The organism is Streptomyces sp. NPDC002911 (genome assembly GCF_053591835.1).
In genome coordinates this window covers 58,178-75,405 of sequence record NZ_JBSFUO010000027.1, presented here as the reverse complement: position 1 = coordinate 75,405, position 17,228 = coordinate 58,178, and the positions used below count along the sequence as shown (strand labels likewise).

7 protein-coding genes are annotated in these 17,228 nt (G+C 72.6%); 1 reads left to right on the top strand and 6 read right to left on the bottom strand.

Annotation, left to right across the window (positions count from 1 at the left end):
* Nucleotides 1-1,055, bottom strand: a 1,055-nt coding sequence (locus ACWD04_RS28070) for a beta-ketoacyl synthase N-terminal-like domain-containing protein (RefSeq protein ID WP_451136525.1), incomplete at its 3' end; no start/stop codon positions are given.
* Between the two features lie 34 nt (nt 1,056-1,089).
* On the bottom strand, nt 1,090-10,572 hold the full coding sequence (locus ACWD04_RS28065; RefSeq protein ID WP_451136523.1) for an SDR family NAD(P)-dependent oxidoreductase: 9,483 nt from the start codon (nt 10,570-10,572) through the stop codon (nt 1,090-1,092).
* A gap of 354 nt (nt 10,573-10,926) precedes the next feature.
* Here ACWD04_RS28065 and ACWD04_RS28060 point away from each other — a divergent pair, with 354 nt between their 5' ends.
* The gene (locus tag ACWD04_RS28060) at nt 10,927-11,964 is read left to right on the top strand and encodes a 3-dehydroquinate synthase family protein (protein ID WP_451136521.1); all 1,038 of its coding nucleotides are present in this window, start codon (nt 10,927-10,929) and stop codon (nt 11,962-11,964) included.
* A 115-nt stretch (nt 11,965-12,079) separates the two neighbouring features.
* Here ACWD04_RS28060 and ACWD04_RS28055 read toward each other — a convergent pair whose 3' ends face one another.
* The 4 genes from ACWD04_RS28055 to ACWD04_RS28040 form a co-directional block, all read right to left on the bottom strand.
* Entirely contained in the window at nt 12,080-12,967 is an 888-nt protein-coding gene (locus ACWD04_RS28055; protein WP_451136519.1) for an ROK family protein, read from the bottom strand.
* Between the two features lie 42 nt (nt 12,968-13,009).
* The gene (locus ACWD04_RS28050) at nt 13,010-15,544 is read right to left on the bottom strand and encodes an amino acid adenylation domain-containing protein (protein WP_451136517.1); all 2,535 of its coding nucleotides are present in this window, start codon (nt 15,542-15,544) and stop codon (nt 13,010-13,012) included.
* A 44-nt stretch (nt 15,545-15,588) separates the two neighbouring features.
* Nucleotides 15,589-16,515, bottom strand: a complete 927-nt coding sequence (locus ACWD04_RS28045; protein WP_451136515.1) for a GNAT family N-acetyltransferase — start codon at nt 16,513-16,515, stop codon at nt 15,589-15,591.
* 96 nt (nt 16,516-16,611) lie between these two features.
* Nucleotides 16,612-17,049, bottom strand: a complete 438-nt coding sequence (locus ACWD04_RS28040; protein WP_451136513.1) for a type II 3-dehydroquinate dehydratase — start codon at nt 17,047-17,049, stop codon at nt 16,612-16,614.
* Nucleotides 17,050-17,228: the final 179 nt, after the last annotated feature.

Below are 17,228 nucleotides of genomic sequence, written 5' to 3'. Positions count from 1 at the left end.
TCGATCGGGTCACCGAGGGACGTACCGGTACCGTGCGCCTCCACCACGTCGACATCCGCGGCCAAGAGCCGGGCGTTCTCCAACGCCTGCCGGATGACACGCTGCTGGGAGGGGCCGTTGGGCGCGGTCAGGCCGTTGGACGCGCCGTCCTGGTTGACCGCGCTGCCGCGCACGACGGCCAGGACGTCGTGACCGTTGCGGCGGGCGTCCGACAGACGCTCCAGCAGCAGTACGCCCACACCTTCGGCCCAGGCGGTACCGTCCGCCGCGGCGGCGAACGCCTTGCAGCGGCCGTCCAGGGCCAGTCCGCGCTGGCGTGAGAACTCGACGAAGGCTCCCGGGGTGGACATCACGGCGACGCCGCCCGCCAGCGCGAGCGAGCACTCACCGGAGCGCAGCGCCTGAGCGGCGAGGTGGATCGCCACCAGGGACGAGGAGCAGGCGGTGTCGACCGTCACCGCCGGGCCCTCAAAGCCGAGCGTGTACGCCACCCGGCCCGAGACGACGCTCCCCGCGCCGCCGGTGAGGACGTAACCCTCGATCTCCTCGGAGCCGGTGCCCATGCGCGGGGTGTACTCCTGTCCGGCAACGCCGGTGAAGACGCCGACGCTCTCACCCTTGAGGGTCGCGGGGTCGATCCCGGCACGTTCCAGGGTCTCCCAGGACGTCTCCAGGAGCAGGCGCTGCTGCGGGTCCATCGCCAGCGCCTCGCGCGGGGAGATTCCGAAGAACGGCGCGTCGAAACCGGCCACGTCGTCGAGGAAACCGCCCTCACGGACGTACGACTTGCCGGACACATCCGGGTCCGGGTGGTAGAGGCTGTCGAGGTCCCACCCACGGTCGGCCGGGAAGGCGCCGACGGCGTCGGTGCCCTCGGACACCAGTCGCCACAGGTCCTCGGGGGACGTCACTCCTCCCGGCAACCGGCAGCCCATGGCCACGACGGCGATGGGTTCGGTGCGCCGGTTCTGTTCCTCGCGCAGCTTCTCCCGCGTCTGCTGCAGCTCGGCCGAGACCCGCTTGAGGTAGGTGAGCGCCTTCTCGTCGGTGGTCATGGAACCTGATCTCCTCTGGGTGCCTGGCGGCGGGTCAGCCGAGCCCGAGCTCGTTGTCGATGAAGGCGTAGACGTCGTCGGCGGTAGCGGCTTCGAGGTGGCGGGTCCGGTCGGCGGCCTCGGCGGGGCTGCCACTCAGCGCGGCTTCTTCGAGCCTCGATCCGAGGTACCGCAGGCGGGAGTGGATACCGGAATGCTTCAGTTCCTCCGCCAGCAGGGCGTCGAGCGCCGCTTCCAGGGCGTCGAGTCTGGCCGCGACCGGATCGGATTCCTGATCAAGGGTCTTGAGCAGGTAGTCGGCGAGCGCGGTGGGCGCCGGGTAGTCGAACACGGCCGTCGTGGGCAGCCTGGTACCTGCCACTCTGCCGAGCCGGTTGCGCAGTTCCACCCCCGTCAGCGAGTCGAAACCGGCTTCCTTGAAAGCGCGGTCGGGTGCAACCAGTGAGGCGTCGGAGTGACCGAGGACGGCCGCGGCCTCCTTGCGGACCAGGTCCAGGACGAGGGCGGCCTTCTCGTCCGCGGGAAGTTGCGCGAGCCGTTCGGCCAGGGTGGCCCCGGGGGCCATGGCGGCAGCGGCGCGGCGCGGGGCTCGCACGAGTGCGCGCAGCATCGGCGGGAGCGCGCCGGAAGCGGCCCGGTCGCGCAGCACGCCTGGATCGAGCCGGGTCGGCACGAGGGCCGGTTCCCCGGCGGTCAGGGCGGCGTCGAGGAGGGCCAGGCCCTCCTCGGCCGTGAGCCCGAGCATGCCGTCGCGTTCGGTGCGCCGGAGGTCGGCCTCGGCGAGGGTGCTGGTCATGCCGCTCGCGTGCGACCACAGGCCCCAGGCGAGCGACACCGCGGGCAGTCCCTCGGTACGGCGGACGCGGGCGAGTCCGTCGAGGAACGCGTTGGCCGCCGCGTAGTTGGCCTGCCCGGGGTTGCCGAGGACACCGGCGGCCGAGGAGAACAGCACCAAGGCGGCGAGGTCGAGGTCCCGGGTCAGCTCGTGCAGGTTGAGGGCGGCGTCGGCCTTGGGCCGCAGTACGGCGGCCATCCGCTCGGGGGTGAGCGCGGCGAGTACGCCGTCGTCGACGACGCCCGCGGTGTGCACCACCGCCGTCAGGGGCGCCGTCGCCGGGACGGACTCCAGCAGCAGGGCCAGGGCCTCGCGGTCGGCGGCGTCGCAGGCCTCGACGCGTACGGTCGCGCCCAGGGCGGTGAGTTCGGCGGTCAGCTCCCGGGCGCCGGGCGCGTCGGGGCCGCGCCTGCTGGCGAGCACCAGGTTGCGGGCGCCGTGTGCGGTGACGAGGTGGCGGGCGACGAGTGCGCCGAGGGAGCCGGTCCCGCCGGTGACCAGGACGGTGCCGTCGGGGTCGGGCCGGCGTGGCAGGGTCAGGACGGCCTTGCCTGTGTGGCGGGCCCGGCTGAGGTGCCGGAAGGCGTCCGGGGCGTGCCGTACGTCCCATGCGGTCACCGGCAGCGGGGTGAGGGCTCCGCGGTCGAAGAGGCCGACGAGTTCGTCCAGCAGCTCGCGTACCCGGTCGTCGTCCGCCTCCGCGAGGTCGTAGGCGCGGTACTCGACCCCGGGGTGGCGTTCGGCGACCTCGGTGGCGTCGCGGATGTCGGTCTTGCCCATCTCCAGGAAGCGGCCGCCTCGCGGGAGCAGGCGCAGGGACGCGTCGACGAACTCGCCGGCCAGTGCGTCGAGGACGACGTCGACGCCGCGACCGTCGGTGGCGTCGAGGAAGTCCCGCTCGAAGTCGGTGGTGCGGGAGTTGGCGAGGTGCGCGTCGTCGAGTCCGCCGGCACGGAGGGTGTCCCACTTGCCGGGGCTCGCGGTGCCGTAGACCTCGGCGCCGAGGTGACGGGCGATCTGGACGGCGGCCATGCCGACGCCGCCGGCCGCGGCGTGGACCAGGACGGTCTCGCCGGGCCGGACGTCTGCCAGGTCGCGCAGACCGTAGAGGGCGGTGAGGAACGCGATGGGAGCGGCGGCGGCCTGTGCGAAGGTCCATCCCGCGGGGACGCGGACGAGCCTGCGGTGATCGGTCACGGCCTCCGGGCCGAACGCCCCGCCGGGGAACAGTCCCATGACCCGGTCACCGGGCGACAGGCCGCTCACGCCGGGACCCGTCTCCAGGACGATGCCGGCGCCCTCGCCGCCGATCGCGGCCCTGCCGGGGTACATGTCCAGGGCGATCATGACGTCGCGGAAGTTCATGCCCGCGGCGCGGACGGCCACGCGGACCCGGCCGGGTGCCAGGGGACCGGAGTCGGCGTCCGGCACAAGGGCCAGGTTCTCCAGGGTGCCGGGCCCGGTGGTGTCCAGGTGCCAGGTGCCGGCGCCCTCGGGGACCGCCAGGGCGGGCGCGGTGGCGCGGACGAGGCGGGGCACGGACACCTCGCCCTCACGTACCGCGAACTGCGACTCATCCAGGGTTGCGGCCACCGCCGGGAGCCCGGTGAGCGCGTCGCGGGAGGCGTCGAGTCCGTCGGTGTCGGCCAGGACGAGACGGTCGGGGTGCTCGGCCTGGGCGGAGCGCACCAGGCCCCAGACCGCGGCTGCCGCCGGGTCGGTGACGCTCTCGCCGTCGCGGACGGCGACGGCTCCGCTGGTGACCACCAGCAGCGGCGCGGTGTCGTCGCCGGGTTCGGCCAGGAACGCCTGGAGGTCTTTCAGCACGCGGGCGGCGAGTGCGTGCACGTCCTCGGTCGAGGTGCCGTCGCCGGTGGCGTCGAGGACGCGGATGCCCTCGGACCCGTCCGTGCGTGCCGTGGCCGGCAGTGCCGTCCACGTCACACGGAACAGGGATTCGTGTCCGGCTTCGGCGGCGGGGCGCAGGTGTCCGGCGGCCACGGGACGCAGCACGAGGGAGTCGACGTCGGCGACCGGGGATCCGGTGGCGTCGGCGATGCGCAGGGACACCCCGTTCTCTCCGGCGGGGGTCAGCCGGACCCTCAGTGCCTTGGCACCCGAGGCGTGCAGTCGTACGCCGTTCCACGCGAAGGGCAGCAGACGGCTTCCCTCGGCGGACTCGGCGACGCCACCGAAGACACTGGGGTGCAGGGCGGCGTCGAAGAGGGCCGGGTGCAGGCCGAACAGGCCGGCGTCGTCGTGGTGTTCGTCGTCGAGGGCGATGTCGGCGAAGACTTCCTCGCCGAGGGTCCACACCGCGCGCAGTCCTTGGAAGGCGGGCCCGTACTCGTAGCCGGCCTCGGCGCGCTGCCGGTAGAAGTCCGTGACGGGCACGGCCGAGGCGTTCGGCGGGGGCCACGGGGCGGCGTCGGTGCCGGGAACGTCGTCGGGGTTCGCCCGGGTCAGGGCGCCGCTCGCGTGGCGGGTCCACGGCCCTTCGTCGCCGTCGGGGCGGGAGTGGACGGAGACGGGGCGGTCGCCGGCCTCGTCGAGGGCGCCGACGTGTACGCGGATGCGCACCGCACCGTCGGCGGGAAGTATCAGGGGCGCGGCCAGGACGAGTTCGCGGACGGCGCCGCGCCCGACCTCGTCGCCGGCCCGGACGGCCATCTCGACCATCGCCGTCCCGGGCAGCAGGACCGTGCCGTCAACCGCGTGGTCGGCGAGCCAGGGCCGGTCGGCCGTGGACAGGCGTCCGGTGAAGGTGACGGCGTCGGTCTCGGGCAGTTCCACCGACGCGTTCAGCAGCGGGTGCCCCGCCGCGGTGATGCCCGCGGCTCCGAGGTCGCCGGTACCGGGGCCGGCGTGGAGCCAGTAGCGCCGGTGCTGGAAGGCGTACGTCGGTACGGCGGTGGTGCGGGCGTCCCCGCCGGCGAACAGGCCGGGCCAGTCGACGCGGGCGCCCCTGGTGTGGGCCCGGGCGACGGCCGTGAGCAGCGTCGCGGGTTCGGGCCGTCCGTCGCGCAGGGCGGCCACGCAGTCGACGTCCTCGGGAAGGCAGTCCTGCGCCAAGGCCGTCAGCACCCCGCCGGGCCCGAGTTCGAGCACGGTCGTGACGCCCTGTTCGCGCAGGGTGCGCAGGCCGTCGGCGAAGCGGACCGTGCCGCGGACGTGACGCACCCAGTAGTCGGGGGCGCAGAGCTGCGCGGGGTCGGCGAGGGAGCCGGTCAGGTTGGAGACGACGGGCAGGGCCGGGGTGCGGAAGCTCAGTCCGGCGGCGACCTCGTGGAAGGCGTCGAGCATCGGCTCCATGCGCGGCGAGTGGAAGGCGTGCGAGACCCGCAGCCGTTTCGTCCTGCGGCCCCGGGCCGCGAACTGGGCGGCCACTGCTTCGACGGCGGGCGCGTCACCGGAGAGAACCACGGCGTCGGGGCCGTTGAGCGCCGCGACGGCGACTCCCTCGGTGAGCTCAGCGATGGCCTCGTCCTCGGTGGCCTGTACGGCGATCATGGCGCCACCCTCGGGCAGCCGCTGCATCATCGCGCCACGGGCGGCGACCAGGGCTGCGGCGTCCTCCAGGGACCACACGCCGGCCACGTGGGCGGCGGCGAGTTCACCGATGGAGTGTCCGGCGACCAGGTCGGGGCGTACACCCCAGGACTCGACGAGCCGGTAGAGGGCCACTCCCACGGCGAACAGGGCCGCCTGGGTGTAGGCCGTCCGGTCGAGCAGGTCCGCCTCGGGGGTGCCGGGTTCGGCGAGGACGACGTCGCGCAGGGGGCGGTCGAGCCGGTGGTCCAGGGCGGCGCAGACCTCGTCGAAGGCGCGGGCGTACACCGGGAACGACGCGTACAGTTCGCGGCCCGCTCCGGGGCGTTGCGCGCCCTGGCCGGAGAAGACGACGGCGAGCCGGCCGCCGGTGGCGGTGCCGGTCGTGCCGTCACCGGCGGCGAGGGCGGACAGGGCGGTGCGGGCTTCCTCCGTGGAGGCGGCGACCACGACCGCGCGGTGCGCGAAGGCCTGGCGGCCGGTGAGCGTGAGGGCGACGTCGGCCAGGGCGGGGGTGGGTTCCGCATCGAGGAGGGCGGCCACGCGTCCCGCCTGGGCGCGCAGGGACTCGGGAGACTTTGCGGAGAGGACGAGCGGGACAAGCCCGTCGGGCAGCGCACGCTCCGGTCCGTCGGCGGGAGTCGTGGCGGGTTCTTCGGTGGGCTGTTCGAGGACTACGTGGGCGTTGGTCCCGCTGATGCCGAAGGAGGAGACGCCCGCGCGCCGCGGGCGCCCGGTCTCGGGCCAGGGCCTGGGCCCGGTGAGCAGTTCGACCGCGCCACGGGTCCAGTCCACCTCGGGCGTCGGGGCGTCGACGTGGAGCGTCCGGGGCAGCACGCCGTGCCGCATGGCCTGCACCATCTTGATCACACCCGCCGCACCGGCGGCGGCCTGGGCGTGGCCGATGTTGGACTTGAGGGAGCCGAGCCACAGCGGGTGCCCGTCGTCGGGCCGTTCCTGACCGTAGGTGGCGAGAAGAGCCTGCGCCTCGATCGGGTCACCGAGGGAGGTGCCGGTGCCGTGCGCCTCGACGGCGTCGACGTCGGCGGGGGTGAGGTCGGCGTTGGCGAGGGCCTGGCGGATGACTCGCTGCTGGGAGGGGCCGTTGGGCGCGGTCAGGCCGTTGGAGGCGCCGTCCTGGTTGACGGCGGTACCGCGTACGACGGCGAGAACCTCGTGACCGTTGCGGCGGGCGTCCGACAGCCGTTCCAGGAGCAGCAGGGCCACGCCCTCGGACCAGCTCGTGCCGTCCGCCGCGGCGGCGAAGGCCTTGCAGCGTCCGTCGGGGGCGAGTCCGCGCTGCCGCGAGAACTCGACGAAGCTGCCCGGGGTCGCCATCACCGCGACACCGCCCGCCAGCGCCAGGGAGCATTCCCCCGCGCGCAGCGCCTGGGCGGCCAGGTGCAGGGCGACCAGCGAGGACGAGCACGCGGTGTCCACCGTCACGGCGGGGCCCTCGAAGCCGAAGGTGTACGACACCCTGCCGGAGACGACACTGCCCGCGCCGCCCACGCCGAGGTAGCCCTCGATCTCCTTCGCCGGCCGCACCGCCCGGGTGGTGTAGTCGTGGTACATGACTCCGGCGAAGACACCGACGTCCGCGCCGCGCAGGGCGCCCACGTCCAGGCCGGCGCGTTCGAAGACCTCCCAGGAGGTTTCCAGGAGAAGCCTCTGCTGGGGGTCCATCGCGACCGCCTCGCGCGGGGAGATCCCGAAGAACTCGGCGTCGAAGCCGGCTACGTCGTCGAGGAAACCGCCCTCCGTGACGTAGGACCTTCCGGCGGCGTCGGGGTCGGGGTCATACAGCTCGTCGAGGTTCCAGCCGCGGTCGGACGGGAACGGGGAGCGACCGTCGGCGCCGTCAGCGACCAGCCGCCACAGGTCCTCGGGGGACGTGACGCCGCCTGGCAGCCGGCAGCCCATCGACACGATGGCGATCGGGTCGTCGGAGACCGCCGCGGCCTGGGCGGACACGGCCGGCACGTCGGCGGACTCGCCGTAGACCTCGCTCAGCAGCCAGTGCGCCAGGGCTTCGGGGGTGGGGTGGTCGAAGGCACTGGTCGCGGGGAGGCGCAGTCCAGTGGCGGTGCTGAGCCGGTCGCGCAGGGAGACGGCCATCACGGAGGTGAACCCCAGCTCCTTGAAGGCCCGGCCGGCCGGGATGTCCTCGGTGCCGGTGCGGCCGAGGACTGCGGCGGCCTCGTCGCACACCATCCGCAGCAGGAGCTCCTCCCGCTCCTCGGCGGGCAGATCCTCCAGTCGGCCGCGCAGCTCCACGATCTCGGCCGGCACCTGTCGAGCCGTGGTGTCGATCAGTCCGCGCAGCGGTGCGGGGACCGGGCCGGTGAGCAGGGCCGCGTTGTCGAGGCGCATCGCGATGAACGCGGCCTCGCCTGCGGCGTGCGCGGCGTCGAACAGCACCAGGGCCTGCTGTTCGGTGAGTTCGCCCGCCGCGTAGGGGACGGCGCTCTCGGCCGCGCCGTCGGCCCAAGGTCCCCAGGCCAGAGACAGCGCGGGGAGGCCGTGGGCGCGCCGGTGCTGGGCCAGTGCCTCCAGCGCGGCGCTCTCGGCGGCGATGTCGCCGGCGCCGGGACCGCCCAGGACACCGAGGGGCGAGGAGCACAGGACGAACGCGGCCAGGTCGCGGTCGGCGGTCAGGTCGTGCAGAGCGTGTGCCGCGGCGGACACGGTGCCGGTCCCGGTGATCTCCTCCGCGTGCACCACGGCCGTCAGCGGCGGCCTGCTCTCGTCCGCCAGCAGTTCGGCGAGGGCGGCGCGGTCGCCCGGGTCGCACGCGACGGCGGTGGCGCGGGCACCGGTCCCGGCGAGTTCGGCGCACAGCGTCTGCACACTCTCGTCACCGTGTCCGGGGGTGAACGCAAGGAGCAGGTGGCGGGCGTGGTGCGCGGTCACGAAGTGGCGGGCGAGGGCGGCGCCCTGGGCGCCGGCGGCGCCGGTGACCAGGACCGTCCTGTCAGGGTCGAGCAGCGGAAGCGGCGGCTCCTCCCGGTCCATGGAGACGCGGGCGAAACGCGGCAGCAGGGCGACACCGGAGCGGACGGCGAACTGCGGTTCACCGGCCTTGACTGCGGCGGCCAGGGGCCGTGCGCCGTCGACTCCGAGGCCGTCGGTGTCCAGGTCGGCGAGGACGAGCCGGCCCGGATGCTCGGTCTGCAGCGCGCGGACCAGGCCCCACAGCGGGGTGTGTGCGGGGTCCCGCACGTCCTCGCCGTCGCCGGCGGCCACGGCGCGCCGGGTCAGGACCACGAGCGTGACGTGCTCGTCGTGGTCATCGGCCAGCCGGTCCTGCAGGTACGCGACGAACTCCTCGATGCCCGCTCCGGAGTCGTAGGCGGTGCGGTCCAGGAGGAGGACGCCGGTGCCGCCCCGGACCGCCGCACGGGCGGCGGCCGGGTCGGGGTGCACCTCGCACGGTACGCCGGCGTCCTGCAGGGCGGCGGCCAGGCCGAGTGGGTCGGAGCCGGCCAGCGCCCAGTTGCCCGGCTCTCCCGGGACCGCGCCGAGGGAGAGCGGGGAGCTGGGTATCCAGTCGACGCGGAACAGCGAGTCGTACAGGCCGCTGCTGGTCGCACGCAGTCGTGCGGGTGTCTCCAGCAGCCGATGCCGGACGATCTTGCCCGAGGCGGTGCGCGGGATCGCCTCGATCTCGTACAGCTCCTCGGGCACCTTGAAGTAGGAGAGGCGGTCGCGGCACTCGGCGAACAGCCGCTCCGTGTCCGGTCCCTGAGGGCCGGGGACGATGAACGCGACCGGTACCTCGCCCAGCACGTCGTGCGGCTTGCCGACCACCGCGACATCGGCCACGCCGGGGACGATGCGCAGGACCTCCTCCACCTCTCCCGGGTGGATGTTCTCCCCGGCGCGGATGATCAGTTCCTTCATGCGGCCGGTGATCGTGAAGTAGCCGGCCTCGTCACGGCGGGCCAGGTCGCCGGTGCGGTACCAGCCGTCGTGGAAGGCGACCGCGGTGGCCTGGGGCTGGTTGTGGTAGCCGGCCATGACGCTCGGGCCGCGCACCCACACCTCGCCCTCCTGGCCGTCGGCCACGTCCTCTCCGGTCCGGGTGTCCACCAGGCGTACGCCCAGACCCACCACCGGCAGTCCGCAGGAGCCCTCGGCTCGGGCGCCCGAGGGCCAGTTGACGGTGATGGAGCCGCAGGTCTCGGTGGAGCCGTAGGCGTCGATGAGGGGAACGCCGAAGACACGCTCGAACGAGCGGCGCAGCGATGCGGTGGTGACCGCGCCGCCCACCAGGGCCACACGGAGCCGGGGGGCGGTGAAGCCGCGGTCGCGGGCCGCGTCGAGCAGGTAGTGCAGCAGGGTGGGGACGCCGGCCAGGAAGGTGGCGCGATCCTCGTCCAGTGCGGTCAGCACGTCCTCGGCCGACAGCCCGTCGACGATGTGGGCGCTGGCGCCCACGGCCACCACGGAGAGCACGCACGCGATGTGCGAGAGGCTGTGGAAGAGAGGCAGTGGCCAGACGACGCGGTCCTCGGGGCCGAGTCCGGGCACCGGCACGTAGCAGGCAGCCACCGACCACAGGCAGTTGCGCTGGGTGGAGAGCACGCCCTTGGGCCTGCCGGTGGTCCCCGAGGTGTAGAGCATCCACGCGAGGTCGTCGAGGCCCAGGTCGTCGCGGGCCGGCGTGGCGGGTTCCCGGGTAGCCAACGATTCGTAGGGCAGGAAGCCGGACGGCACCGGATCGTTGCCCACCAGGACGACCGTCAGGTGCGGTCGGTCCGGCAGCAGACGCCGGAGCTGTTCCACGTGCGGGTGGTCGGTGATGACGATCCGGGCGCCGCTGTCGTCGAGGAGGTGCGCGAGTTCCGCGTCGCTGCTCCGCGGGTTGACCGGAACACCGATGGCGCTGGCCCGGGTGATGGCGTAGTAGCTCTCGACGATCTCGACGCGGTTGCCGAGGCAGATGGCCGCACGGTCGCCGGGTTGCAACCGCAACTCCGCGAGGTGCCCGGCCAGTCGACGGGTCCGCGCCTCCAGATCGGTGTAGCTGACGCTCCGCCGGGCGTCCCGGAAGGCGACCTTGGCACCGAAGTGCCGGGCCTGGTGGACCAACAGCTCGGGGAGCGGCCGGATCAGCTCCGTGCGCAACATGTGTCGTCATCCCTCCGGGGCGGCAGCAGACGGGCAGCCCGCAATGGCAGATGATTCGCCCTACCCGGCACAGTCTCGTCAGCGGACGCTCTCCCGGCACCCCCTCATCACCCCCCTAGTCATCCCTAACTTGAGGAGTGACCAGAATTAATCGGCAAGGTGTTTGATGCGGCGGTCCCACGGCATTAGGCTCCACCGCCATGCTGACAGTCATCGCGTTATCGGCTGTCAGCCCGAAATGCGCCCGTGATAAGCGGACACCGCAATTCCGCCGGTGCCCCGGGAGGGGGATCTGTTTTCCCCGTCCCGCCTTCCCGCGACGGCGGGACGACAGGAAAAGGGACACACACGGACATGACGAATTCCGCACCCCAACACACCCGTATCCGGGTGGAACTCGGCGACCGCTCCTACCCCGTCGACATCGGATCCGGGGTGCGGCACTCGCTGTCCGGGATCGTCGAGCGGCTGGGAGCGCGGCGCGCCGCGGTGGTCTCGGCCCGGCCCGACGCCTGGATCCCCGACCCCGGCGTGCCGTCGCTGGTCCTGCGGGCCCGCGACGGCGAGAAGGACAAGACGCTCGGCACGGTCGAGTCGCTGTGCCGGGAGTTCGTGCGTTTCGGCCTGACCCGTGACGACGTGGTCGTCTCCGTCGGCGGCGGCACCACGACGGACGTCGTGGGTCTCGCCGCCGCCCTCTTCCACCGCGGGGTGCCCGTGGTGCATCTGCCGACCACACTGCTCGCGCAGGTGGACGCCAGCGTCGGCGGCAAGACCGCGGTGAACACGCCCGAGGGCAAGAACCTCATCGGCGCCTACTGGCAGCCCAGCGCGGTGCTGTGCGACACCGACTATCTGGAGACCCTGCCCGAGCGGGAGATGCTCAACGGTTACGGGGAGATCGCCCGCTGTCACTTCATAGGCGCCGGCGACCTGCGGGAGCTGTCGCTGCCGGAGCAGATCGCGGCGAGTGTGGCGCGCAAGGCGCAGATCGTGTCCGCCGACGAGCGCGACACCGGCCTGCGTCATCTGCTCAACTACGGCCATACCCTGGGCCACGCGCTGGAAGTGGCCACGGACTTTCGTCTGCGGCACGGCGAGGGGGTGGCGATCGGCACCGTGTTCGCGGGACGGCTCGCCCTGGCCCTGGACCGGCTCGACGAACAGCGGGCGGCGGAGCACCTGGAGGTGGTGCGTCACTACGGGCTGCCCCACGAGCTGCCCGCGGACGTCTCTCCGGCCCGGCTGATCGAGCTCGTACGGCTGGACAAGAAGGCTACGTCGGGACTGACCTTCGTACTGGACGGCAAGGACGGCGCGGAGCTGGTGCCGGATCTGCCGGAGGACGTCGTCGCGCGGGTGCTGGCGGAGATGCCGCGCGCGACATCCTGAGAGGGCCGCATGCGGGCGTCAGCCGCGCCGGCCCCGGACGAGAGGAGCGTCCAACCGGCGCGGCCGACGCCGTTCCCGGCAGCGAGCGGGCCGCCGACCCGTGGCCGGCCCGGTCTCAGTTCTCCGGTGGGCGTCCCTTGGCCAGCAGGACCGCCCCGTGCAGTGAGGAGAGACCGCCGAGTCGGGCGGGCTCCACGGTCGGCGGCGGGTGGCCGGGGCGGGCCAGTCGTGCCGTCTGAGCCGCGACCGTTCCGGTGAAGCCGGGCAGGCCGTCGGCGAATCCGCCACCGACCACGACGGTCGCGGGGCCCAGCAGTTCGCTCACCCCGACGGCTGCCGCGGCCAGTGCCGCACAGCCCTCGCGTACGGCGTCGGCGGCCCAGGGCGTGCCCTCTGCGAGGGCCTGCGCCAGCTCGTCGAAGGTCACCTCGGTGCCACGGGCGCGGGCGGCCCGGCGCAGGACGGCGGGGCCCGAGGCGACGGACTGCACACAGCCTCGACGCCCGCAGTCGCACAGCTCCCCGGACCGGTCCACGATCAGGTGGCCGATCTCGCAGGAGCCCCGCGAGGGGCCGGGCAGCAGTTTGCCGCCGAGGACTATCCCGCCGCCGACGCCGGTGCCGACGCCGAGATACAGCAGATCGGGACGGCCGGCCGCATGTGCCTCGGCGAGGGCCGCGAGGTCGCCGTCGTCGGCGCAGAGGACCTCCGCGGTGCCGACGACCTCGCGCAGCGCGGCGCCGACGTCGAGGCCGGTCCAGCCCGGGCGGTTGGGCCAGGCGGTGACGATGCCCGCCGCGTCCAGGGTGGCGGGCATCGCCACGCCGACGCCCGCCGGCCAGTCCGGGGCGACTGCGCACAGCTCCCTGACCTGCCGGGCGAGCAGGTCCAGGTCCGCCACCGCGTGCGTGGCGGTGTCCGTCGCCCGCGGCCACCGGAAGCCGGCCTGACGCACGGTGCCGTCCGTGTGCTCCGCGCGCAGGGCGACCTTGGTGCCGCCCACGTCGATGCCCAGGTGGTAGGGGATGGCTGCCTCCCGGCCGGATCAGTCGCGCAGGTGGTCGGTGACGATCTCGGCGACCTTGCTGAGCACGCGGGGGCTGCTGAGCATCTCCTCGTGGCCGCAGCCCAGTTCGTGGCGCACGATCTCACCCGCGACGTACGGCGCCCAGGCCTCGCTGGAGGCCGCTTCGGCCACCGGGCTGGGATCTGCTGCGAACAGGTGCATGGCGCCGTTGTACTTCTCCGGCGTGTGGGCCTTCCAGGCGCCGAGGTCGGTCAGCATGGTCTCGACGAAGGTCTCGGCCGCACTCTTCCTGCCGTGCCAGGCGTAGTTGGTCGCCATGTCGGCGAACTCTGCGATGTCCTCGTAACGGAGGGGACGGTCGTACCGGTCGAGGTCCTTGCCGTTGATCAGCAGGATCAGCTCGATAAGGCCTTGCTCGTCACGGTCCTCCATATCCGTTATGTGCGGGTTGGTGTTGAACACGCCGAGGAACTCGATCTCCTCGCCGCGCTTCTGGAACTCGGCGGCTACGGCGTGGGCGAGGATTCCCCCGAAGGACCAGCCGAGAATGCGGTACGGGCCCTCGGGCTGTATGCCTCTGATGCGGTCCGCGTAGTCCGCCGCCATGGCCGCGATGGTGTCTACAGGGGTGTCGAGCTCCTGGAAGGTGTGCGACTGGAGGCCGAAGATGGGGTACTCCAGGCTGAAGTGCTGGGCGAGCACTCCGTAGCACCAGGCGGTACCGCCGAGGTGCCGCATGCAGAACAGCGGCCGAGCCGAGCCCTTGGTCATCAACGGCAGCAGTACGTCGAAGGAGTCCTGAGGTTCCTCGCCGGTCAGCCGACGGGACAGCTCGGCCGGCGTCGGGGACTCCACGAGCATCCGGATCGACAGCTCCAGGTCCATCTCGGAGCGCACCCGTGCCAGCAGCCGTGCCGCGAGCACCGAGGAGCCGCCGAGGTCGAAGAAGCTGTCACGTGGCCCGACCTGCCCCACACCGAGCACCTCGGCGAAGAGCCTACTGAGCATCAACTCCGACTGTGTGAGGTGCGTCTCGACCATGGCTGTCTGCGCGACGACGGGGGCCGGCAGCGCCTTGCGGTCGAGCTTGCCGTTCGGGGTGAGCGGGAACTCCCCCAGGGCCACCACGGCGGACGGCACCATGTACACGGGCAGTGTCTCCGCCACGAAGTCCCGCAGTTCCCTGACATCGGGTACACGGCCGGGGGCGGCTGTCACGTACGCCACGAGGCGCCGGTCGCCCGGTCGGTCCTCGCGGACCGTCGCGGCCGCCTGGTCGACATCCTCGGACCGCTCCAGGGCGGACTCGATCTCGCCGAGTTCCATGCGGAAACCGTGCAGCTTGACCTGGTGGTCGGCGCGGCCGACGTACTCCAGGTCGCCGTCCGGGCGCAGCCGCACCACATCGCCCGTGCGGTACATAAGGGCGCTGCGGTCGCCGGAACGGTCGGGCAGGAAGCGCTCGGCGGTCAGCTCCGGCCGGTTGAGGTAGCCGCGCGCCACTCCCGCGCCGGCGATGAAGAGCTCGCCCTCGATGCCAGGTTCGACGGGTGCCAGGTCCTCGTCCAGGACGTACAGCCGGGTGTTGCGCAGCGGCTTGCCGATGACGGCGGCGTCCCCGGGACCGGTGACCGGGTGGACCGTGGACCACACGGTTGTCTCCGTGGGCCCGTACCACTGGACGACCTCGGCGCCGAGGTCGAGCAGGGTCGCGGCCAGTTTCTCCGACAGCGCTTCGCCGCCTATGAGGATGCGCAGGCCTCGCAGCACCTCGGGGCTGACGGTGGCCAGCATGTGCCAGTGGGTGGGGGTGGCCTGAGCGGTGCCGATCTCCCTGCGGGCGATCAGGTCGCCCAGCGCCTGGGGGTCCTGCCCGGTGGCACGGGGCGCGATGACCGCGCGGGCACCGGTGTAGTAGGGCAGGAACAGTTCGGGCACCGACATGTCGAAGGTGGCGGTGGTGACCGACAGCATCCGGTCACCGGGTCCCAGGGCCAGGCGCTCCCGCATCGCCTCCAGCAGATTGTGCAGGGCGCGCACCGGGATCTCGACGCCCTTGGGGGTGCCGGTGGAGCCCGAGGTGTAGATGACGTAGGCGAGGTCCTCGGTCCGCGGCGGGGCGGTCCGCTCGGCGTCCGTCAGGTGCCCGGCGGGCAGTCCGGCGAGCGTCGCGGCCGTCGCCGGGTCGTCCAGCACGACGCGAGGAAGGTTCGCAGGGGTGCGGTCGGCGTCGATGCGGGTCGACGTGAGCAGCACGACGGGAGCGGCGTCGCGGACCTGGAAGGCCACTCGTTCGGCGGGGTGTTCGTGGTCGAGCGCGAGGTAGGCCCCGCCCGCCTTCAGCACCGCCAGCAGGGCCACCAGCAGATCCGTGGAACGAGGCAGCATCACCGCGACGACGCGGTCGGGCCCCACCCCCTGGGCGACCAGGTGGCGGGCGAGCCGGTTGGCCCGCTCGTGCGCCTCCCGGTAGGTGAGCTCGACGCCCTCGCATTCGAGGGCCGTGAGATCCGGAACGGTGTCGGCCCGCTCCTCCAGCGCCTGTACCAGCATGTTCCCCTCCACAGGGCTCGTACGGATTCTCGCCACGGTGCCGCTCAGACGGCCGGGGTACGCATCCAGCGGTTCCAGTAGGGCCGCCAGCCGTGTCGGTGCCAGAACGGGGTGGAGATCGGGTTGAACATCGCGTGGTAGCCGACCGACGCGCCGATGCCCATGGCGTCCAGGTCGGCGTGGACGCGGTTGGCGAGGGAGGTGCCGATGCCCAGGCCGCGATAGCCCTCCTTGACCGCCTGGCAGACCAGGTGGGCGACGGGTGTGGCGGTGATCTTCGTCGCGAGCCACGCCTGCTGCGGCTCGGAGAAATCCTCGCCCCGGTGCATGCCGACGATCGCGTCCTCGTACTCGGCGACCCAGATCAGCGGGTCGTCGCCTTTGAACGACGCGGTGATCTCCTCGCGCAGCAGCGCTTCGGTCGTGGCACGCTCCACGGCGCCGCTGACGGCGGCGTCGAACCGGGTCTCCACCATCTGCAGTTCGAACACCGCTTCGCTGTCCTCAGGGGTGGCACGCCGCACGCGGACCCGGCCCGACTCGGGCACCAGGTCGGTGCCCTTGACCCGGCCGATCATCACGAACTCGGGAACGAAACCGAAGGCGCGCAGGACCCGGGTCATGGCCACGTCGCGGCTGGGCCACTCGACGGCGGCCATGGATTCCGCACCGGGGCGTTCCGGGTGGCTCCGCATGTACTCCTGCCAGCGCGTGAGCAGAGCGGCCATCTCGTCGGGTCCGGAGACCCGGGGGGTCAGCTCCCAGCGGTCGAGCGGGCCGAGCACAGCCTCCAGCGCTTCGGGGTCGACACGGGTATGCGTCAGGAGGCCCTGCGCCCCGTCGACCTCCAGCAGCTCTTCGCCGTCACCGGGCTCCGGCAGCGCGTCGGCCTCCGGAATCATCCGGTCGACGGGGCGCAGCCGGTCGCGGTGGGCGGCCAGCAGAGATTGCGCCGTCTGTACCTGGGGCATGGTGTCGTGTCCTCGGCTTTCAGTCGTGTCCGTGGCGAAGTCGCGAAGGCGCGGCTCCGCGGCAACCAGGGGGTCGCGGGCGCCGGTGGCACCGCGTCAGCGGTCGGTGACCTTCTCCAGCAGGGCGCGGGCGGCGAGCCGATAGCCCGTGGCACCCAGTCCGAAGATCACTCCGGTGGCGAGCGGTCCGGTCACCGACTCGTGCCGGAACTGCTCGCGGGCCCAGACGTTGGAGAGGTGGACCTCGATCCACGGGCGCGGATAGTTGGCCAGCGCGTCCCTCAGTCCCCAGCCGGCCGTCATCAGGGCGGCGGGATTGACGATCGCGCCGACGGAGTCGTAATTGCCCTGGATGGTGCGGATCATCTCCGCCTCACCGTCGTGCTGGAACGCCTCGACTTTCCAGCCGCGGTCCGCCACTTCTTCGGCGACCCACCCCTCGATGTCGGCAAGGGTATCCGTTCCGTAGATCTCGGGTTGACGGCTCCCGAGTATGCCGAGATTCGGCCCGTTCACCAACAGAAGCCTGCTCAATGCGCACCTTTGTCCGTACGTGCGGAACCACTGGGAAGTGGTTTTTATAGCACGCCGCTGGCAGGCAGACACCGCTTCTCGGTATGCCCGCAATCACAAGGGGGAACATAGGGGGGTCCGCAGGGGAATGACGCCTCGCCAGACACGGGTTAGCGTGCTAATTGTGACGATCGCCCCGC

Excerpts from the sequence above, each read along its gene's own strand:
- ACWD04_RS28060 (WP_451136521.1), top strand. The coding sequence starts at position 10,927 with ATGACGAATTCCGCACCCCAACACACCCGTATCCGGGTGGAACTCGGC.
- ACWD04_RS28065 (WP_451136523.1), bottom strand. The coding sequence starts at position 10,572 with ATGTTGCGCACGGAGCTGATCCGGCCGCTCCCCGAGCTGTTGGTCCAC.
- ACWD04_RS28045 (WP_451136515.1), bottom strand. The coding sequence starts at position 16,515 with ATGCCCCAGGTACAGACGGCGCAATCTCTGCTGGCCGCCCACCGCGAC.
- ACWD04_RS28050 (WP_451136517.1), bottom strand. The coding sequence starts at position 15,544 with ATGCTGGTACAGGCGCTGGAGGAGCGGGCCGACACCGTTCCGGATCTC.